The sequence below is a fragment of the Streptomyces sp. Edi4 genome, from assembly GCF_040253615.1.
Classification (GTDB): domain Bacteria; phylum Actinomycetota; class Actinomycetes; order Streptomycetales; family Streptomycetaceae; genus Streptomyces.
Genome location: NZ_JBEJGY010000004.1, coordinates 1289430 through 1309295, shown reverse-complemented (window position 1 = coordinate 1309295; position 19866 = coordinate 1289430). Strand labels below are relative to the sequence as shown.

Annotated in this window: 18 protein-coding genes; 8 read left to right on the top strand and 10 right to left on the bottom strand. The window is 73.2% G+C overall.

Annotated features, from left to right (window positions below; all coding sequences use genetic code 11):
* Positions 1-391: 391 nt before the first annotated feature.
* Positions 392-1159, top strand: coding sequence for a polyprenol monophosphomannose synthase (locus ABR738_RS07920; RefSeq protein WP_350229262.1), 768 nt, complete (start codon positions 392-394; stop codon positions 1157-1159).
* Between the two features lie 126 nt (positions 1160-1285).
* A complete protein-coding gene (gene fxsA, locus ABR738_RS07915) occupies positions 1286-1870 on the top strand; it encodes an FxsA family membrane protein (protein ID WP_350229261.1) in 585 nt (194 codons plus the stop codon).
* Between the two features lie 154 nt (positions 1871-2024).
* Here fxsA and ABR738_RS07910 read toward each other — a convergent pair whose 3' ends face one another.
* The 4 genes from ABR738_RS07910 to yczE all read right to left on the bottom strand — a co-directional run bounded on the left by ABR738_RS07910 (position 2025) and on the right by yczE (position 5583).
* Entirely contained in the window at positions 2025-2399 is a 375-nt protein-coding gene (locus tag ABR738_RS07910; RefSeq protein ID WP_053724453.1) for an RNA polymerase-binding protein RbpA, read from the bottom strand.
* Between the two features lie 254 nt (positions 2400-2653).
* Positions 2654-4075, bottom strand: coding sequence for an MFS transporter (locus ABR738_RS07905; protein WP_350229260.1), 1422 nt, complete (start codon positions 4073-4075; stop codon positions 2654-2656).
* Between the two features lie 48 nt (positions 4076-4123).
* Positions 4124-4888, bottom strand: coding sequence for a glycerophosphodiester phosphodiesterase family protein (locus ABR738_RS07900; protein WP_350229259.1), 765 nt, complete (start codon positions 4886-4888; stop codon positions 4124-4126).
* Positions 4885-5583 carry a membrane protein YczE gene (gene yczE, locus ABR738_RS07895; protein WP_350229258.1) on the bottom strand — a complete coding sequence of 233 codons (699 nt, stop codon included), beginning with the start codon at positions 5581-5583 and terminating at the stop codon, positions 4885-4887. Before yczE ends, ABR738_RS07900 begins: the two co-directional genes overlap by 4 nt.
* Before the next feature lie 100 nt (positions 5584-5683).
* On the opposite strand from yczE, the gene ABR738_RS07890 reads away from it, so the two are divergent.
* Positions 5684-7186: an SCO1417 family PLP biosynthesis transcription factor gene (locus ABR738_RS07890; RefSeq protein ID WP_350229257.1), complete on the top strand. Its 1503-nt coding sequence runs from the start codon at positions 5684-5686 to the stop codon at positions 7184-7186.
* 213 nt (positions 7187-7399) lie between these two features.
* Here the strand turns inward: ABR738_RS07890 and ABR738_RS07885 are convergent, their stop codons facing one another.
* Both ABR738_RS07885 and ABR738_RS07880 read right to left on the bottom strand, forming a co-directional pair.
* Positions 7400-9004 (bottom strand): hypothetical protein, encoded by a 1605-nt coding sequence (locus ABR738_RS07885; RefSeq protein WP_502964051.1) that lies wholly within the window; start codon positions 9002-9004, stop codon positions 7400-7402.
* Between the two features lie 72 nt (positions 9005-9076).
* Complete coding sequence (locus ABR738_RS07880) at positions 9077-9271, bottom strand: hypothetical protein (protein WP_328314020.1); 195 nt, start codon at positions 9269-9271, stop codon at positions 9077-9079.
* Positions 9272-9579: 308 nt separating this feature from the next.
* Here ABR738_RS07880 and ABR738_RS07875 point away from each other — a divergent pair, with 308 nt between their 5' ends.
* Entirely contained in the window at positions 9580-9972 is a 393-nt protein-coding gene (locus tag ABR738_RS07875) for an ankyrin repeat domain-containing protein (protein ID WP_350229256.1), read from the top strand.
* Between the two features lie 266 nt (positions 9973-10238).
* A complete protein-coding gene (locus ABR738_RS07870) occupies positions 10239-11666 on the top strand; it encodes a HEAT repeat domain-containing protein (protein ID WP_350229255.1) in 1428 nt (475 codons plus the stop codon).
* 530 nt (positions 11667-12196) lie between these two features.
* On the opposite strand, the gene ABR738_RS07865 is transcribed toward ABR738_RS07870, so the two are convergent.
* From ABR738_RS07865 to ABR738_RS07850, 4 genes are all read right to left on the bottom strand, one after another.
* On the bottom strand, positions 12197-13099 hold the full coding sequence (locus tag ABR738_RS07865; RefSeq protein WP_350229254.1) for a 5-oxoprolinase subunit C family protein: 903 nt from the start codon (positions 13097-13099) through the stop codon (positions 12197-12199).
* On the bottom strand, positions 13096-13725 hold the full coding sequence (gene pxpB, locus ABR738_RS07860) for a 5-oxoprolinase subunit PxpB (RefSeq protein WP_350229253.1): 630 nt from the start codon (positions 13723-13725) through the stop codon (positions 13096-13098). Before pxpB ends, ABR738_RS07865 begins: the two co-directional genes overlap by 4 nt.
* A complete protein-coding gene (locus ABR738_RS07855) occupies positions 13722-14495 on the bottom strand; it encodes a LamB/YcsF family protein (protein ID WP_350229252.1) in 774 nt (257 codons plus the stop codon). The genes pxpB and ABR738_RS07855 overlap by 4 nt, the downstream gene beginning before the upstream one ends.
* Before the next feature lie 95 nt (positions 14496-14590).
* The gene (locus ABR738_RS07850; RefSeq protein WP_350229251.1) at positions 14591-15880 is read right to left on the bottom strand and encodes an MFS transporter; all 1290 of its coding nucleotides are present in this window, start codon (positions 15878-15880) and stop codon (positions 14591-14593) included.
* 192 nt (positions 15881-16072) lie between these two features.
* On the opposite strand from ABR738_RS07850, the gene ABR738_RS07845 reads away from it, so the two are divergent.
* The 3 genes from ABR738_RS07845 to ABR738_RS07835 all read left to right on the top strand — a co-directional run bounded on the left by ABR738_RS07845 (position 16073) and on the right by ABR738_RS07835 (position 19833).
* Positions 16073-16810, top strand: a complete 738-nt coding sequence (locus ABR738_RS07845; protein ID WP_502964050.1) for a GntR family transcriptional regulator — start codon at positions 16073-16075, stop codon at positions 16808-16810.
* Between the two features lie 79 nt (positions 16811-16889).
* Positions 16890-18416 carry a hypothetical protein gene (locus ABR738_RS07840; protein WP_350229250.1) on the top strand — a complete coding sequence of 509 codons (1527 nt, stop codon included), beginning with the start codon at positions 16890-16892 and terminating at the stop codon, positions 18414-18416.
* 559 nt (positions 18417-18975) lie between these two features.
* Positions 18976-19833: a hypothetical protein gene (locus ABR738_RS07835; protein WP_350234475.1), complete on the top strand. Its 858-nt coding sequence runs from the start codon at positions 18976-18978 to the stop codon at positions 19831-19833.
* The last annotated feature ends 33 nt before the right edge of the window (positions 19834-19866 follow it).

The window sequence follows — 19866 nt, the reverse complement described above, 5'->3', positions numbered from 1 at the left end:
AGTCGTCGAACGCCGCTGGGTCATGGGGTGGTGTGTCGCACCGGCGCACCACCACTGGCAGCCAGGTTCAGCGCCCGCGCCTCGGGGGCGAGGGAAGGTTTCAGCCGGGAGGGCGTCCCCCCTGCCCCCTGCGGGCTCGCGGGTAGGTGCGACCCGGGTGGGGCCCGGACGCTCAGTAGACAACGGCTCTCGGTCGACCCGCAGCCAGCGGGCCCCAGGTCGGCCCGAAGGGCGCCGGGCCCCCGTACCGACCCACGTGCCCCAGACCCGGTATTTCCGGCGGATCTCCCCCTCCATCCGGGCGCATCCGGCACCACACACCCTCGCGGTTCGGGGCGATGGTGACCGCTCGCTATGGTGGACCCTTGCGTACGGACAATAAGGGGCAGCAGTGAACGACGGCGGTCAGAGGCGGTACGGCCCGCTGGGCAAGGCCTTGGTGATCATCCCGACCTACAACGAGGCGGAGAACATCAAGCCGATCGTCGCCCGCGTCAGGGAGGCGGTCCCCGAGGCCCACATTCTGGTCGCCGACGACAACAGCCCCGACGGCACCGGCAAGTTCGCGGACGAACTCGCCGCCGAGGACGACCAGGTGCACGTGCTGCACCGCAAGGGCAAGGAAGGGCTGGGCGCCGCCTACCTGGCCGGTTTCCGCTGGGGCATCGAGCACGACTACGGCGTCCTGGTCGAGATGGACGCCGACGGCTCCCACCAGCCCGAGGAGCTGCCCCGGCTGCTCACCGCGCTCAAGGGGGCCGATCTGGTGCTTGGCTCCCGCTGGGTGCCGGGCGGCCGGATCGTAAACTGGCCCAAGTACCGCGAGTACATCTCGCGCGGCGGCTCCACCTACTCCCGGCTGCTGCTCGGCGTCCCGATCCGCGACGTCACCGGCGGCTACCGCGCCTTCCGGCGCGAAACCCTCGAAGGCCTCGGCCTCGACCAGGTGGCCTCCGCCGGATACTGCTTCCAGGTCGACCTGGCCCGCCGTGCGGTCGCCGCCGGCTTCCACGTGGTCGAGGTGCCCATCACTTTCGTCGAGCGCGAACGTGGCGACTCCAAGATGAGCAACGACATCCTGGTCGAGGCGCTGTGGCGGGTCACCGCCTGGGGCGTGGGCGCCCGTGCCAACAAGCTCCTGGGCCGCAAGCCCTCCTGAAGTCCCGGTCCCGCCGGGCACGCTCATCCCTCGCCGGGCCGGGCGCGCCCGTACGACCCGCGATGACCAGCGCGTACTGATCTCTTCCTTACGCCGTCCCGAGCGGCGTCCAGGCACACTGGGACCATGACGACCGGCACTCAGCCCCCGACCGTTCCCAAGCGCTCGCGCGCACGCACCTTCGTACCCCTGGGGATCGCCGCCTGGCTGGTCCTGGAGATCTGGCTGCTCACCGTGGTGGCCGGCGCCACCAGCGGGCTCCTGGTCCTGCTGCTGCTCATCGGCGGCCTGCTGCTCGGCAGTGGCGTCATCAAGCGGGCCGGGCGGCGCGCCTTTCGCAATCTCTCCGAAACGGTCAGGCGGCAGCAGTCGGGGGGCGGCGGGCCGCAGGCCGCTTCCGGCGGCGGTGAGGGCAACGCCCTGATCATGCTGGCCGGGCTGCTTCTGATCATCCCCGGCTTCCTGTCGGACGCGGCGGGGCTGCTCCTGCTGATCCCGCCGGTACGCAAGTCCCTGGCGCGCCTGGCCGAACGGTCCCTCGACAAGCGCATGCGCGCCGTCGTCCCCGGCGGCTTCGGCGACGCCTTCCAGCAGGCCCGCGTCCGCCACCCGGACGGCAAGGTCGTCCAGGGCGAAGTCGTCCGCGACGACGGGCCGGCCTCCCGCCCCGCGCGCGACGACCTCGGCCCGCGCCCGCCCCTGACCCCTTGAGAGCCACGCCCGCGAGGGGCGGCCGTGGCCGCACTGGTCGCAGGGGCGGCCGTCGGGGGCCCGGTCGCCGGCCGGACAAAAGCCGAGGGCCGGCCACACCGAAATGGTGTGACCGGCCCTCGACTTTGACGCGCTGTATCGCCGAACTGCGCGATCAGGCGGACTTGCGGCTGTCGCGCGGATGCACGGCAATGTTCATGGTGCCGGAACGAAGGACCTCCAGCCTTTCGGCCAGAACCTCCTCCAGCTCCTCGCGGGTGCGCCGCTCCATGAGCATGTCCCAGTGCGTACGCGCGGGCTTGCCCTTCTTCTCCTCAGGGCCGTCGCCGTCCACCAGGAGTGCGGGGGCCCCGCAGACCTTGCACTCCCACTCCGGCGGAATCTCCGCCTCCACCGAGAAGGGCATCTCAAAGCGATGTCCCTTCTCGCATGCGTACTCCACGGCCTGGCGCGGGGCCAGATCGATGCCGCGGTCGGTCTCGTAGCTGGTCACCACGAGGCGCGTGCCGCGAAGAGCTCGCTCACTCATGAATCGTGCCTCCCGGGCTTGTCGCCCACAGGACAGGTGTCACTGTCGTCGTCATCCGGTCAACGTCCGGTCGGCGGTAAAGATTCCCGTTCTGGGTCATGCGTCGCCGTCGTGCCGCCCCTTGTTGTACCCACCAGTGACCGGTTTGTCACATCTGGCAGCAGATGTCACCCAGCGTCTTCTCTACTCGAGCACGCAGTAACGGTCCGCCTGGCAGGCCAAAGGCGTACACTACCGGCCTTTCACTTCAACGTCTAAATCCGCGCCGGAACAGGGTTCCCCGCGGCGGCCACCGCGGCCCGCACCGGCACCCGGGCCAGCAGCACGAAACCGACCGCGAAGAACACCACCAGCGAGATGATGGCATCCCGGTAGCTCCCGGTCAGCTGGTACGCGAGACCGAACACCAATGGCCCCAGCCAGCTCAGCCCCCGGTCGCTCATCTCGTAGGCCGAGAAGTACTCGGCCTCCTTGCCGCTCGGCACCATGTGTGAGAAGAGCGACCTGGACAGCGCCTGGCTGCCGCCGAGCACCGTGCCGATGGCCGCCGCCAGCACGAAGAACAGCGCGGGCCGGTGCGCGGGCAGGAAGAAGCCGACGCCAAGGATCACCGCCCAGATCGCGAGCGAGCCCAGAATCGTCCGCTTCGCGCCGTACGTCCGCGCGAGGCGCCCCATTCCGAGCGCGCCCGCCACCGCGAGGACCTGCACCAGGAGCACGGCCACGATCAGGGTGTTCTGATCCAGGCCCAGTTCCTCCGACCCGTAGATCGAGGCCTGCGAAATCACCGTCTGCACACCGTCGTTGTAGATGAGGTACGCCAGGAGGAAGGCCAGGGTAAGCGGCCGGGCCCGCATGTCCCGCAACGTCGAGACCAACTGCCGCCAGCCCGCCCCCACCCGGCCCTCGCTCACCGACACCGCCACCGCGCGGTCGCGCAGACGGCGCAGGGGTATCAGCGTGAACGCGCCCCACCACACGCCGGCCGACGCCAGGCAGATCCGCACGGCGGTCGACTCCGAGACTCCGAAGCGGTCGTGCCCCGAGTAGAGGATCAGGTTGAGCACCAGGACGCCGGCGCCCGAGGTGTAGCCGAAGGCCCAGCCGCGCGAGGAGACCCGGTCGCGCTCCTCGGGACCCGCGATCTGCGGCAGATAGGCGTTGTAGAGGACCATCGAGACCGAGAGCGCCGCGTTGGCGACGATCAAAAGCACCGCGCCGAGCAGATAGCGGTGGCCGTCGAGGAAGAACATCCCGGCCGTGGCGGCGGCGCCGGTGTAGGCGGCGGCCGCGAGGAGCGGCTTCTTGCGCCCGCCGCGGTCTGCCGCCGCGCCCACGACCGGCATGAGGATTACCGCGACGATCACCGAGGCGGACACGGCGTACGCGAACAGCGACCCGGCGCGCACCGGGATGCCCAGCGGATGGACGAACCCCTCGGCGTCCGCCGCCGACTTGGCGATGGACGTCAGATAGGGACCGAGGAACACCGTCAGCACGCTCGTCGAATAGACCGAGCACGCGAAGTCGTAGAAGTACCAGCCGCGTTGTTCCCGCCGGCGTTCGGCCGCGCCCGTCGGCGGGCCCCCGTCCGCCGCTGAGCCCCCGTCCGCCGGGGCGGCCTCGGCGGTCCCGGTCGTCTTCCCGGCGGTCTTGTTCACGATCTCAGCGCTCAACCCGCGCCCCCTCGCTCGTGCCCGTACGCGAGCGGTGGCCGCCGGGTGTCAGTGCCAGACTCCCCGGTCGGTCATGACCGTGCGCAGTGTCTCCAGATGATCGGTCATGATGCCATCCACGCCGAGGTCGAGCAGCGCCCTCATCCGGGCGGGGTCGTTGATCGTCCACACATGGACCCGCAGGCCGAGCGCGTGCGCGGTCCGCACGAAGCGGCGGTCGACGACGGGCACGCCGTGCTGGCTCACCGGGACCTGGGCGCTGACGGCGCCGGGGCGCAGCGGCGCGGGGATCCCGTAGGAGCGAAGGCGCAGCGCGGCGACGCCCCGCACTCCGTAGGAGGTGGCGAGGCGCGGCCCGGCGGCGCGGTGCGCCCGGGCGACGCGGGCCTCGGAGAACGAGCCGACGCAGACGCGGTCCCACGCCCCGGTGCGGCGGATCAGGTCGATCAGCGGGACGAGCGCAGACTCCGCCTTCAGATCGACGTTCCAGCGGGCTTCGGGGAACGCCTCCAGGAGTTCTTCGAAGAGCGGCAGCGGCTCGCGCCCGGCGACCCGGGCCCGCCGGACCACGCTCCAGGGCAGTTCGGCGATGCGGCCCCGGGCGTCGGTGACCCGGTCGAGTGTCGCGTCGTGGAACGCCACCAGACGGCCGTCGGCCGTGGTGTGCACATCGGTCTCGAAGTAGCGGTAGCCGGCCTCGGCGGCCCGCGCGAAGGCGGCGGCCGTGTTCTCGATGCCGTCCGCGGCGCCGCCGCGATGGGCGAACGGGATGACGGCGGGGTGGTCCAGATAGGGGTGGCGTACGCGAGTCACCCGGGAAGTATCGCGCGGTCCCGCGACGCCGCCGTGCGCGAGGGGGCGCACGCGGAAGTGCTGGGCGCCTGGGGGCCGGACCCCGCTGGCGCCGCGACCGCCGGAGCCGGTTCCGGCAGCGCGAAGACGCGCAGGAAGAACTGCGCGAGCGGCCCGATCGCCAGCGCGTACAAGGCCGTGCCGACGCCGAGCGAACCACCGAGCAGGAACCCGGTCGCCACCACGGCCACCTCGAGCGAGGTGCGGACGAGACGGACCGAGCGGCCCGTCACCCTGTGCAGGCCCGTCATCAGACCGTCGCGCGGGCCGGGTCCGAAGCGCGCGGAGATGTACAGACCGGTCGCGGCCCCGTTGCAGACGATCGCGGCGGCCGCCAGCGGCACTTGCGCGAGCAGCCCCCGTACATCCGGGACGACGGCGAGCGTGCCGTCCATGAAGACGCCGATCGCGAACACATTGGAGACGGTGCCGAGCCCCGGCCGCTCACGCAGGGGGATCCACAGCAGCAGCACCAGGGCGCCCACGATGATCGACGCCTCACCGATGGAGAGGCAGGCGTGCCGGGCGATGCCCTGGTTCAGCACCCCCCACGGCTGGAGCCCGAGCCCGGCGCGCACGAGCAGCCCCGAACTGATGCCGTACAACGCGAGACCGACGTACAGCGAGAGCAGTCTGCGCGGGAGGTGCGTGGACAAGGTGGTGCCCCCTGAAGGATCGTGGTGGACTGGTCATGCCACTCTGAGGCGGGGAAATGGACCCCAACCATGGCCAATTCCGGGAAGGTGGACTGACTTCATGGCGCAGTGGACCTCGGCGATCGGGCCCGCCCAGCTCGCCCGTCAGCTCAAGGCACAGCAGCCGCGCCCCGTCGGCGCGGGCCTGCGCAAGCCGCCCGCCTACCGGGCGCTCGCCGACGGGATCCGGCTGCTCGTGCTCGAGGGCCGCGTCCCGGCGGCCGCGCGACTGCCCGCCGAGCGGGAGCTCGCGCTGGCCCTCTCGGTGAGCCGCACCACCGTCGCCGCCGCCTACGAGGCGCTGCGCGGCGAGGGCTTCCTGGAATCGAGGCGCGGCGCGGGCAGCTGGACCGCCGTGCCCGCCGGCCACCCGCTGCCCGGCCGGGGCCTGGAACCGCTGCCGCCCGAATCGCTCGGCTCGATGATCGACCTGGGCTGCGCGGCCCTGCCCGCCCCCGAACCGTGGCTGACCCGGGGCGTCCAGGGCGCCCTGGAGGAGCTGCCGCCCTACGCCCACACCCACGGCGACTACCCGGCGGGCCTGCCCGCCCTGCGCCAGATGCTCGCCGAGCGCTACACGGCGCGCGGCATCCCCACGATGCCCGAACAGATCATGGTCACCACCGGCGCGATGGGCGCGATGGACGCCATCTGTCATCTCTTCGCGGGCCGGGGCGAACGCATCGCCGTCGAATCACCCTCGTACGCCAACATCCTCCAGCTGATGCGCGAGGCCGGCGCCCGGCTCGTGCCCATCGCGATGGCCGAGGGCCTGACCGGCTGGGACCTGCCGCGCTGGCGCCAGGTGCTCAGGGACGCCGCGCCCCGGCTCGCCTACGTCGTCGCCGACTTCCACAACCCCACCGGCGCGCTCGCCGACGAGGACCAGCGGCGCCAGCTCGTGGACGCGGCCCGCTCGGCCGGCACCGTGCTCGTCGTCGACGAGACGATGAGCGAGCTGTGGCTCGACGCGGACCTGGTCATGCCGCGCCCCGTCTGCGCCTTCGACCCGGCGGGCGCCACGGTGCTCACGGTGGGCTCGGCGAGCAAGGCGTTCTGGGCCGGCATGCGGATCGGCTGGGTGCGGGCGGCCCCCGACATCATCCGCTCTCTCGTGGCCGCCCGCGCGTACGCGGATCTGGGCACGCCCGTCCTTGAGCAGCTTGCCGTCAACTGGCTGATGGCGTCGGGTGGTTGGGAGCAGGCGGTCGAACTGCGCCGGGCGCAGGCGAGGGAGAACCGGGACGCGCTGGTGGGCGCGGTGCGCCGGGAGCTGCCCGACTGGGAGTTCGTCGTACCGCGCGGCGGTCTCACGCTGTGGGTCCGCACGGGCGGCCTGTCGGGATCGCGGCTTGCGGAAGTCGGGGAACGCGTCGGCGTGCGGGTGCCGTCGGGGCCGCGCTTCGGGGTGGACGGCGCCTTCGAGGGCTATGTCCGGCTGCCGTTCACGGTGGGCGGCCCGGTCGCCGACGAGGCCGCCGCCCGGCTGGCGGCGGCGGCCCGGCTCGTGGAGACGGGCGGCGGCTCGGGGAGCGCGGAACCGCCCCGGACATTCGTGGCATGAGCGGCGCCCGGCCGGAGGCGGCCCCGGTGTGACCGCCCGCTCGCTCCGGGGGACTTCTGCGTGGGGTGTGCCGGGAGGGACTGCCTTCCCCGCCGGAGGGGCTGAACCTCACCCCGGAGGAGGAAGTGGCCCGCTCAGCCCCTCCGGCGTCTGCGGAGCGGGGGTCCGGGGGCAGAGCCCCTGACGTGAGCCCACGGGGCCGGCGCGAAGCCCCTAGCCCTCGGCCGGGACGGCCTCCACAGGGGTCGCCTCCGCCGGCGCGGCCTCCGCCGGCGCCGCCGGACGCGTCCGCCCCGCTCTCGCCTCCACCGGCGCGTCGCGGGGCGGCAGCAGGTCGAGGACGGCCTCGCGGTGGGCCTCCGTCGTGGCGTCGTCGTACGGGTCCGGGGTGGCGGGCACCTGGAGGCGCAGGACGGGGCCGGCGCCGAGGCGGGCGTAGCCCCGGCCCGGCGGGACGTCGGGGGTGGGGGTGGTGTGGGGCGGGGCGCCGAGCACCGAGGCGACCTCGACGAAGGAGGCGGGGCCGAGGACCACGCGGGCCCGCGTGTGGGACCGTACGGGCTCCGACAGGTGCTCCAGGGTGTCGAACTGCTCGGCCACCACCACGGTCACCCCGGCGGCCCGGCCGTGCCGCAGCGGGACCTGGAGCAGGTGCTGGGGGTCGGGGCGGCCGTCCGCCGCCGCCAGGTCGACGAGCACGCTGGGGCGGTCGAGCAGGATCCACAGCGGGCGCTTGGTGTCCTCGGGCGCCGGACGGCCCGCCTGCCGTGCGCGGTTGGCCGAGATGAGGCGGCGCTCGGTCTCGTGGGAGGCCCACTCCAGGGTGGCGAGCGCCCCGGCGAGCCCGCACTCCACGGCGAGGACGCCCGCGCGGCCGGTGAGGCAGGCGTACTCGCCGGTTCCGGGGCCCTCCACGATGAGCACGTCGCCGTCCCTGAGCGCCTGGAGCGCGATGGAGCGCAGCAGGGTCGTGGTGCCCGTGCCGGGCCGACCCACGGCCAGGAGGTGCGGCTCGGTGGAGCGGGGGCCGGTGCGCCAGACGACCGGCGGGGCGTCGTGACTCCCGTCGTCCGAGATCACCGGGACGGTCCTGGGCACGGCGCCGGCGTCGGTGAAACCGAGCACGCTCTCGCCGGGGGAGGTCACGAAACGCTGGGCGGCGATCGAGGTGGGCAGCGCGCCCAGGACGCTGAGGTCGAGCTGGTTGCCCTCCTCGTCCCACGCGAAGTGGTACTCGCGGCCCCGGCCCGACTTGGCGTGCAGGAGCTGTTCGATACGGGCGCGCGCCTCGGGTTCGCCGTCGGTGAAGTACGCCGGGTAGCGCACTCGCAGCCGGGTGAGGCGGCCGTCGTCGTCGAAGGCGTACTCGCTGAACGCCTTGTCCCACGCGCCGCCGTGCGAGAACAGCGGGTCGGGGTCCTCCGGCACGGAGAAATAGGGCACAAGCGCCTCGTACAGGGCCTGGAGGCGGGCGAGTTCCGCGTCGTCGGGTCCGGTCTTGACGACCGGCTTCTCGCGGCCCTTCCAGGCCGCCGCGCCCATCACCGTGATCAGGGCGAGGAGCGGCCCGTACGGGATGAGCGCGACGACCAGGACCACTGCCGCCGTCAAGAACAGCGCGGGACTACGCCGTTCCTTGGGGGTGGCGGCCCACTTGCCGCGCAGGGCGGCGGTGATCAGCCGCAGGCCGCGACTGATCGTGATGAGCGGATGGAGAACGTCGGTGGCACTGTCGGCGGCCGTGCGCGCGATTTCGCGGCTGCGAACGATGGATGCGCTGCTGCTGCTCAGAATGCGGGGGAGCGGTCGCCGGGCCACGTCGTTCTCCTGGAGTTGTGTCCGCAGTGGTCTCTGCCGTGATGTCCGCCGTCGTGCGACGGACAGCGGGGGTCAGAACTTGATCCCGCCCAGCAGGCTGGCGAGGCTCGCGCCTCCGGCGGTGATGCTCGGGGCGATGGCGGTGCCCGCGAGGTAGAAGCCGAAGAGCGAGCACACGAGGGCGTGCGAAGCCTTGAGTCCGTCTTTCTTGAAGAAGAGGAAGCAGATGATTCCGAGCAGCACCACGCCTGACATGGACAGGATCATTTGGGGTCTCCTGGTTGGTGGGGACGGTCACCATGAGTTCTTCCAGGCTCACAGGAAGTATCTATGCGATAAAAGGTGCGAACGGGTGAAACTCGGCCATTTTCACTGGAGTGGCGGATATGAAGGGGCGCTTGGAGCGGGACACTGTGCGGCCGTCGAGGCCCTGGGGAGCGCCCGGGCGTCACGCGCGGTGATCTTTGCCTCGGGCGTGCCCCGTCATGTCGCCCACCGGGCAGTACCCTGTCGATTCACTCGTTCGGCTCTGTCGCCGTGCGGGTCCGTTCCGCTGCCCCTAAGGAGTTTTTCCGATGAGCGAGGATCTCGATCCCGAGGTGGTCGAGCTGGCGGCCAAGGTCTTCGAACTGGCCCGTCAGGGGGACGCCGCGACGCTGGCCGCGTACGTGGACGCCGGGGTGCCCGCGAACCTCACCAACGACCGGGGTGACTCACTGGTGATGCTGGCCGCCTACCACGGGCACGCCGACGCGGTGTCCGCGCTGCTGGCCCGCGGCGCCGAGGCCGACCGCGCCAACGACCGGGGCCAGACCCCGCTCGCGGGCGCCGTCTTCAAGGGCGAGGAGGCCGTGATCAAGGCGCTGCTCGCCGGCGGAGCCGATCCTTCCGCCGGGACGCCCTCGGCGGTCGACACCGCCCGGATGTTCGGCAAGACGGACCTGCTCGCCCTGTTCGGGGCCAACTGAGCGTCCACCAGGCGTTTACGGGGGATCCACCGAAGAGCCCGCGGAGAGGGGCGCCGTAAATGTGGTCGCGATGGCGAAATGGCTGGGTCATCATGACGTCGAACCCCTACATCGGGGGCAGGGTCCTTACATCGAGGACCGCGACGAGAGGCAGGAAGATGGTCTACACCAAGCAGAAGACGGCGGGCGACCCCTCATGTTGCTGCGCGGCCTAGGGCAAGGCACGAATCCCGGTTGCGTCGACAGCTTGATGTGAGGCTATTTCCATGTTCGATCCAGTCATAGCGCCGAGCGGCACGCTGCTCGGTCTGTTGCAGCGGGGCCGCGGCGACGGCACCCTGCACGCGCTGGCCGCCCCGCGCGACGAGGCCCTGGCGGCCCTGAACCACTGTGTACTGAGCGACCCCCGCCAGGACTGGCGGGTCGAGAACCGCTCGCTGTACTACGCGCGCCTCTTCCTGGATCTCGACGGCGAACTCGACCATGTCGAGCGCCACCTCTTCGGCGCCGAGGACGTCCTCGACCCCGAGGACTCCAGGACCGGGCTCGCGCTCGCCGTCCTCGGCCACCTCGCCTCGTACGGCAGGAGCGACGCGCTCGCGCTGCTGCGCCGCTACGCCGCGTCCGGGTCCAACTGGGCCTGGGCCCTGGACGAGCTGGCGCTGCGTGACGACGACGCGGGTCTGCGTGCTCTCGCCGCCTCCGTGCTCGCCCGCTTCCCGGCCACCGCCGAGGGCGACGCGGCGCTCGCCGCCGCCGTGCGCGACGCCTACGAGCCCCGGCCCTGGCGGCTGTGGGCCGATGATCCGCGCGACGGCGTGGGCGCCCGGGTGCGGGCGGCCCAGGAGGCCGGGTCCTTCGACCGCTGGCAGCGCCAGATGCGGCCGTCGGGACCACGGCCCGGGTGGAGTGTCCAGGCCGTCTTCGACTGGGCCGACCAAGGTCTTGAACGCGGCTCGGTCCTGCATCTGCCGGCCGCCAGGTGCCTGGGCGCCGTCGCGGGGCCCGAGGACCGGGACGCCATCATCGAGGCGGCCCGCCGGGGCAGCGACGGCGCGCGGGGCGCCGCGCTGCACTATCTCGCCGAGTCGCGCGACGCCCGGGTCCTCGACCTGATCGAGGCGGCGGTCTCGGACGGCGCGGCCGGCTCGCCTGTGGCGGCCGAGGCCGCCGTCCAGGCATTCGAACGCATGTGTGGCCCCGAGGCCGTCGAGCGGGCCCGTGGCTGGGTCGGACGCCCCGACGAGCTGGGCGCCGCCGCGGCAGGCGTGCTCGCCTCGCGCGGCGAGGCCCGCGACAAGGAGCTCGTGCTCGGCGCGCTGCGCGAGACCGTACGCTCCCACGGCCCCGACGCCGGCGTGCTGCGGGCGCTCATCGACGGAACGGCCCGGCTCGGCATCTCCTGCGCCGCGCCCGTCCTGCGGCACGTGTACCGCGAGACCTCGTCGTCGGAGCTGCGGGGCCGCATCGCGCGGGCCCTCGCCGCGACCGACCCGTCCTTCGCCACCGGGTTCGCCGTCGAGTGCCTGTGGGACTGCGAGGAGACCACCCGCGAGGTGGCCGCGCAGTACGCCGAGCTCGTCGACGCGCGGGTGGCTGAGCGGTTGCGCAGGCTCGCGGCGGATCCGGCGGAGGAGGCGGAGGTGCAGAGCGCCATCCACGACCGCCTGGGCCCAGACCCAACAGCGGTCTGACCCCCTGGGCCCCGCCCCGGACCCGGTTCGCACTGAACGGCGCTCGTCCTCAAACGCCGGACGGGCTGAGGTTGCCTGTGCGGGCCGGCGTGAGCCCTGCCCGGGGATCGGCGCACGCGGGCCGGCACGCACCCTGTCAGGGGCGCGGGGAACTGCGCGACCAGCCCCGCACGGTCCGCAGTCGAGGTCCCTGGGGCTCTGCCCCAGACCCTGTTCGCGCCTGAAGGGCGCTCGTCCTCAAACGCCGGACGGGCTGAGGTTGCCTGTGCGGGCCGGCGTGAGCCCTGCCCGGGGACCGGCGCACGCGGGCCGGCACGCACCCTGTCAGGGGCGCGGGGAACTGCGCGACCAGCCCCGCACGGTCCGCAGTCGAGGTCCCTGGGGCTCTGCCCCAGACCCTGTTCGCGCCTGAAGGGCGCTCGTCCTCAAACGCCGGACGGGCTGAGGTTGCCTGTGCGGGCCAGCATGAGCCCTGCCCGGGGACCGGCGCACGCGGGCCGGCACGCACCCTGTCAGGGGCGCGGGAGTCGTCAGCGGGTGCGTGCCTGGGGGGCCGGGGGGACAAGGGGCCAGCGCTTTGGGGTGAACCTCAGGGGGGTGCCGGGCGGGGACTGGGCCGCCGCCGCGAGCGCCGGCTCGGGGACGACCCCAATCACCGGATAGCCCCCCGTCGTCGGGTGGTCGGCGAGAAACACCACGGGACGCCCATCCGGCGGCACCTGCACCGCCCCCAACACCACCCCCTCACTGGGCAGTTCCCCCTCGACCGCCCGCCGCAGCGCGGGCCCCTCCGTGCGCAGCCCGATGCGATTGCTCGCCGCCGACACCCGGTACCTTCCCGCCGCCAGAACGGCCACCGCGTCCGCCGTGAACCAGTCGGCCCGAGGTCCCGGCAGTACCGGCAGCACGAGCTCATCCGGCACACCCGGCGCTGGCGCCCCGTCCACGTACGGACACGCGTCCCCAGGGCGGCCGAGGGGCAGCACGGCGCCGTCCTCAAGGATGGGGGGACCGAGCCCCGACAGGAGGTCGGTGGAGCGGCTGCCGAGCACCGGATCCACCTCGATGCCACCGGCGAGCGCCAGATACGAGCGCACCCCGCACGTCACCGCGCCCAGCTCGACCACCGCGCCCGCCGGCACCCGCACCGCCGCGCCCCAGGCCGCGGGACGCCCCGCCACGGTGACCGCGCAGGGCGCCCCGGTCACCGCGACGGTGAGCGCCCGATGGGGGCGTACCGCACACCCGTTGAGCGTGGCCTCAAGGACGGCCGTCCCCGGGGCGTTGCCCACCAGCCGGTTGGCGAGCCGGCTCGCGGGCAGGTCGAGCGCGCCCGAACGCGGCACCCCCAGATGCGCGTACCCGGGCCGCCCCTCGTCCTGTACGCAGGTGAGCGCCCCGGCCCGCACCACGGACAGCGCCCGCTCGCTCACCGCGCCGCCCGGGCGACGAAGCGGACCCGCGTGCCCGGGGTGAGCAGCGCGGCGGGTTCGCGGCGCTCGTCCCACAGCGGGGCGTCGGTGGTGCCGATGAGCTGCCAGCCGCCGGGTGAGGGGCGCGGGTAGACGCCGGTGTAGGGGCCGGCCAGCGCCACCGACCCCGCCGGAACGGCCGTGCGCGGCGTGCTCCTGCGAGGAACGGCGTACCGCTGCGCGAGACCGGTCAGATAGGCGAAGCCGGGCGCGAACCCGCAGAAGGCGACGCGGAATTCGGCCGAGGAGTGGATCGCCACCGCCTCCCGCTCCGAGACCCCCCAGAGCGCGGCGACATCCGCGAGGTCGGGGCCGTCGTAGCGCACGGGGATCTCCACCGTCGTATGGACGCCGGCCGCGAGCGGGGGGACGTCCCACGTGGCGAGCCGCCCGGCGAGCGCGGCCGGGTCGGCCACGCCGTCGAGCAGGACGGTACGGGCGGCGGGCACGATCTCCTGCACCACGGGCAGCGTTGCGTCCGCGCGGCGGCGCAGCAGCTCGGCGTGGAACGCCCAGGCCCGCTCACCGTCTTCGAACTCGACCAGCAGGGCGTGGTCCCCGACCGGCAGGATGCGCGGGGCGCTCATGAGAACGCCGCCACCCGCACGCCCGCCGATTCGAGCGCGGCCCGCACCCGGCGCGCCAGCTCCACCGCGCCCGGAGTGTCACCGTGCACACACAACGACCCGGCGCCGACGGCCACTTGTTCGCCGCTGCGCGCGGCCACCGTCCCGCGCACGGCCATCGCCACCGCGCGCGCCACGACCGCGTCCGGGTCGCTGATGACCGCGCCGTCCTGGCCGCGCGGCACCAGCGTGCCTTGCGCGGTGTAGGCGCGGTCCGCGAACGCCTCCGTGACGACGGGCAGCCCGGCCCGCGCGGCCGCCGCGAGGAGCCGCGAGCCCGGCAGCCCGAGGACCGGAAGGCCGTCGCCCGCGAGGAGTACGCCGTCCACGACGGCGGCCGCCTGCTCCTCGTCACGCACGACGCGGTTGTAGAGCGCGCCGTGCGGTTTGACGTAGGAGACCCGGCTGCCGGCGGCCCGGGCGAAGACCTCCAACGCGCCGATCTGGTAGGCGACTTCGGCGGCCAGCTCGGCGGACGGCACATCCATGGGGCGGCGCCCGAAGCCCGCGAGGTCGCGGTAGGAGACCTGGGCGCCGATACGTACACCCCGCTCGGCGGCCAGCGCGCAGACCCGCCGCATGATGGCGGGATCACCCGCGTGGAAGCCGCAGGCCACATTGGCGCTGGTGACCACCCCCAACAGGTTTTCGTCGTCGGTCAGGCGCCAGTGGCCGAAGCCCTCACCGAGGTCGGCATTGAGGTCGATCGCCGTCGTCGCGGGCCGGGTCATGGGCGCGGGAGCTCCTGTTCGCGTGCGGGGGTGGTCCTGTGGTGAGTGTGCCCCGGGCCGGGGCGTGGCGCGCGGCGGTGGCGGCGGGCGGCGGGCTACACCAGCTCCTGCCCGCGGGTCTCGGGCAGTCCGAGCAGGGCGAGCACGGCGATGGCGTAACCGACCGCGCCGAAGACCAGCGCGCCCCCGACGCCCCAGCTGTCGGCGAGGTAGCCGACCAGCGTGGGGAAGAAGGCGCCCACGGCCCGCCCGGTGTTGTACGTGAACCCCTGGCCGGTGCCGCGCACGGCGGTTGGGTAGAGCTCGCTGAGGAACGACCCGAAGCCGCTGAAGATGGCCGACATGCAGAAGCCGAGGGGGAAGCCGAGCACCAGGAGAAGGGTGTTCGCGCCGGACGGCAGATGCGTATAGAGCAGGATGCAGACCGCCGAGAGGACCGCGAACAGCGCGATGTTCTTCTTGCGGCCGAGTACGTCGGTGAGGTGGCCGCCGGTCAGATAGCCGAGGAAGGCGCCGGATATCAGGAACGCCAGATAGCCACCGGTGCCGACGACCGTGAGGTGCCGCTCGTTCTTGAGGAAGGTCGGCACCCAGGTGGCCAGCGTGTAGTAGCCGCCCTGGACACCCGCCGACAGCAGCACGGCGAACAGGGTCGTGCGCAGCAGCGGACCCCGGAAGATCGCCGCGAAGGTGGCGGCGCCGCTCGTCGTGCGGGCCGTGGCGAGCCGCTGCTCGGCGGCGGCCGGCGCGTCCTTGACGTTGCGCCGCACATAGACGAGCAGCAGCGCGGGCAGCGCTCCGGTCCAGAACACCACGCGCCAGGCGGTGTCAGGCCCCACCCAGTGGAAGACCAGCGTGTACACGACAACGGCCAGCGCCCAGCCGGCCGCCCACGCGCTCTGCACGGCGCCCAGGGTGCGCCCGCGATGTCGGGCCGAGGCGTATTCGGCGACCAGGATCGCGCCGACCGCCCACTCGCCGCCGAATCCGAGACCCTGGAGCGCCCGGAAGACGAGCAGCGTCTCGTAGCTGGGGGCGAATCCGCACGCCACCGTGAACAGGGCATACGTGCCGACGGTGATCATCAGCGCCCTGACCCGGCCGATGCGGTCGGCCACCACCCCGGCGACCGCGCCGCCGACGGCGGAGACCACCAGCGTCACGGTGGTGAGCAGCCCGGTCCTGGCGCTGTCGAGCCCGAAGTACGCCGAGATCGCGACCATCGTGAGCGGCAGCGTGAAGAAGTCGTACGCGTCAAGGGCGTAACCGCCGAAGGCGCCGGCGAAGGCGCGCCGGCCGCCCGGGCCCAGCGCCCGCAGCCATCCGAACGCGCCCTGGTCCAGGGGGAGTTGATCGTGGTGCGGCGTGGTCCGGGTCGTCCTCATGCGTACCTCGCGGGAGAGGGGATGAGTGGGCTGCCGAGACGGGAAGGGCGAGTTCAACGCGTTCAACGTAGAGGATTGTTGAACGATCCGACAAGAGTCCTGTCGAGACGTTCTCCTGTCCTCACGTGGACGCCCGGCTTCTACGATGGGCCCACGCGTCGGCGGGAGCGGCCGGCGGGGAGAGAGGGCGCTGTGACGACAACGGACCCCACCACCAAAGGAATTGGCGCCAACGGACTTGGCACCGACAAACTCGCCGAGGACCGCGTGCTGCTGGGGCGCACCAGTACGGCGGAACGGGTCGCGGACATCCTGCGCACCCGGATCGCCGAAGGCTTCTTCCGGCCGGGGGAGCGCCTTGCCGAGGACGGCATCGGCAAGGCGCTGGGGGTGTCCCGCAACACCCTGCGCGAGGCGTTCCGGCTGCTCACCCACGAACGGCTGCTTGTCCACGAACTCAACCGCGGGGTCTTCGTGCGGGTCCTTGCCGTCGAGGACGTGACGGACATCTACCGCACCCGGCGCCTGGTCGAATGCGCCGTCGTCCAGGGCCTCGGTGAGCCGCCCCACCGTCTCGAAGGCCTCGACGCGGCCGTCGCGGACGGCGAGCGCGCGGCCAAGGAGGGCGACTGGCGGGGCGTGTCCACCGCCAACATCCACTTCCACCGCGAACTCGTCGCCCTCGCGGGCAGTGCCCGCACCGACGAGCTGATGCGCGGCGTCCTGGCCGAACTGCGCCTGGCCTTCCATGTGGTGGACGACCCCCGCCGCCTGCACCGGCCCTATCTCGTACGCAACCGGGAGATCCTGGAGGCGCTGCGCGCGGGTGAGCGGGAAGGGGCCGCGCGGCTGCTCGCCGGCTACCTCGACGACTCACGCGCCCAGCTCGTCGAGGCGTACCGCGAACTCGTCGCGGACGTGCCCGCCTGAGGGTCCGCGCCGGGCCGGAGCGGCGGGCGGATCTGCGCCGTTTCGACCGTTGTCAGTGCGAGGACCTAATCTGTCCAGCGTGACATCGCCTGCCTCGACGGAATTCGCTCCGCCCCAGCTCAGCGCGGCGCCGCGCCCCGCGACCGGCCCGGCCGCCGACGAGGGCCTGGCGCGGCGCCTGCGCGCCCTGGCGTGCACCGCCCCGCTGCACGACCTCGACGTGCGCAAGGCCAACCTCGCGGGCGAGTACACGGTGTACGCGATGGCCGAGGTCGCCCTCGCCTCCATCGACCTCGTCACGTTGAACATGGACTTCGACACGGGCGCCGACCACGAGCAGATCGTGGCCCGGCTCGTCCCTCGCGTGGCGGCCCAGGCACCGGCGAGGCCCGCCGCCGAGCACGAGCGGGTGGCCCGCTGGGTCCTGGAGAACCTGATCAACGTGGGCAGCGTGGACCGGGGCTTTCGCGCGGTGTACGGCACGTTCGACCCGGACGGTGTGTATGTCCGCAGGGACTACGACTTCAAGCTCCTCGAAGAGGTCCCGGGTCATGACGGCGCCGTCTATCTGCGCACCACGGACGAAGCGGTCAACGTCCTGGTGGGCGCCCTGGACACCGACGTCACCAGCGCCCAGATCGCGGCCGAGGTCAAACTGGAGGTCCTGATCAGCCGGGGTCGCCTTGCCGACGCCCAGCTCGCCGCCGAACAGGCCCGCTACCGCACCGTGCAGTACGCCGAGACGCTGCGGCGCACCCTGGAGGCGACCCGGCGCAACGTCCGCGCGGTCGACTGGCTCAACGCGGTGCCGGACATGATCGCCGAAGCCCTCGACCACGTCGCCGACCGCTACCGTCACGAGAACGCGATCCTGACCAACATCCGCAAGGCGCGCGACGAGGCGGAGGACCCGGAGCACAAGCGCCGCGCCGCCGAGCTCGTCGACATCGTCAAGGACTGCATCCGCCGCCACACCCAGCTCCAGTCCCGCCTCCTTGAGGCAGGACCGCTCTTCCGCGCCGAGCAGGACCGCCAGGCCTTCGCCCGCCCCGCCGCCCGCGCAGGCCTCGACCTGTACGGCCAGCTGGTCGCCCCGCTGCTGCCGCTCCCGGTGGAAGACGCGATGCGGGTGACCGACGCGTTCTTCGCGCGCGGCACCGGCCTGCGCACCCCGGTCTCGGTCCGCGTGGGCGACCTGGTGGACATACTGCTCACGCCGCCCCAGGAGCGCGAACACCTCGGCGCCGAGATGCCCGAGCCCGATCTGATCGCCACGCCGGACGACAGCCGCTTCAGCGAGGAGCAGCTGGCCTCGGCCATGGAATTGCTCGACCTGGAGCACGACGCGCCGCGCCGCCTCTCGGGACTGCTCGCCGACGCCCGCCGCCTCGATCCCGAACTGCCCTACCTGGTCGCCCTGTTGGCCATCCACGCCGCGAGCCCGCCGGTCGGCACGGCCTACCGCCAGGGGGAGGAGCGGCTGCTGTTCGCGGTGGACGACGGCACGCGGCTGGACGACGAGGAGTTCGGCGGGGCGGATCTGATAGTGGGCACGGCGCTGCTGGACGCGGCGGGAATGGCTGCGGGCCGGACGGAGGCGGCGTGAGTTCTTCGTGCGGACCGTGCGGGCCGTGCGGGCCGAGCGTGGGCGGGCTCCGCGCAGTTCCCCGCGCCCCTGGCAGGGCCTGTGCCGGCCCGCGCGGGCATACCGAGCCCGCCATGGGGGCCCCCTCCTGGCCCTTGAGGCCTTGGGGCAGGACGAGCACCCTTCAGGCGCGGCACGAGGTCCGGGGCGTAGGCCCAGGGACCCCGGCTGCGGACCGTGGCCGGCTGGTCGCGCAGTTCCCCGCGCCCCTGACCGGGCTGGTGCCGGTTTGCCGGCTTCACCTCCGGCGGGTCCCGGGAAAGGGCGGGGTGGGGACGGCGCCCGCCGCAGACACCCGCCCCGCCGCGCCCAGCAACGTACGTACCAAGGAGACCACCCCGTGACCGACCACCACCCCGAGCCCGCGTTCGGCGACGCCGCCGAGGCGCCGGCGCCCGCCGCACCCGGCACCGACGGCGAGGACCGGCACACCTCGCCCGCGCCCGGGACGGGGGCCGACGCCGGGGCCGCCACGTCCACTGCGGCCGGGACGGGGGGCGACCTTAGGGCCGGCGCCTCCATCGCGGCCGGCGCGGGACCCGGGGGCGAAGGTCGGATCACTCCTGCCGACGCCGCCGACGCCGCTCGGCTCGTCGCCTTCGGCCTCAAGACCAAACTGCTGCCCGCCAGGGACGCGGAGTACAGCGAACTGCTGCGCCGCCACCGGGAGGACCCCGCGTTCGCACGCCTCGCGGACGCGGTCGCGGCCGGGCTCGGCCTCATCGTCCTTGAGGTGTCCCCGCGCGCCGGCATGGCCGTGACCGCCGCCGAGGACTCCGTCTTCGCCGTCCGCATGGGCGACTACGCCCGCCGCGCCGCCGCCCCCGACTCCAGCGACCGCTTCCTGCACGGCCTGGCCCACCTCGCCGTCGCCGCCCTCGCCTTCCCCCGCCCCGAAGACCTCGCCGACGACGGCTACATCGGGCGGGTCACGGTCAACGGCGTGGACGCGTTCGTCCGGCAGGCCTGCCGCCGCCTGGAGGAGCGGGCCGAGGAGACCGGCGAGAACACCGACCCCGAGACCGGCGCCCCCGGCCTGGAGGCCGCCTGGCGCATCTACGCGCGGCGCAGCTCCACCGGAGCCACCAAGGACGCGCGCAGGCTCGCCGGTTCGACCACCGGCATCGTCGCCAAGGCGGTGGCCTTCCTCACCGAATCCGGCTTCCTGCAACGCACCGGCGACGACGCGGGCGGCGCCTACCGCACCACCGCCCGCTACCAGTTGCAGGTCCGCGACATGGCGGGCAGCGCCGCCCTGACCGAGCTGATCGAGCTCGGCGTGGTCGCGGTCACCGACGGCAGCGCCACCCTTGTGCCGCCGACCGACGCCGACGGTCTGGAACTGGCGGCCGACGCCGGACTGCCCTTCCACTCCTGACGCGTCCACTCCTGACGCGATTCCCGCTCAAGC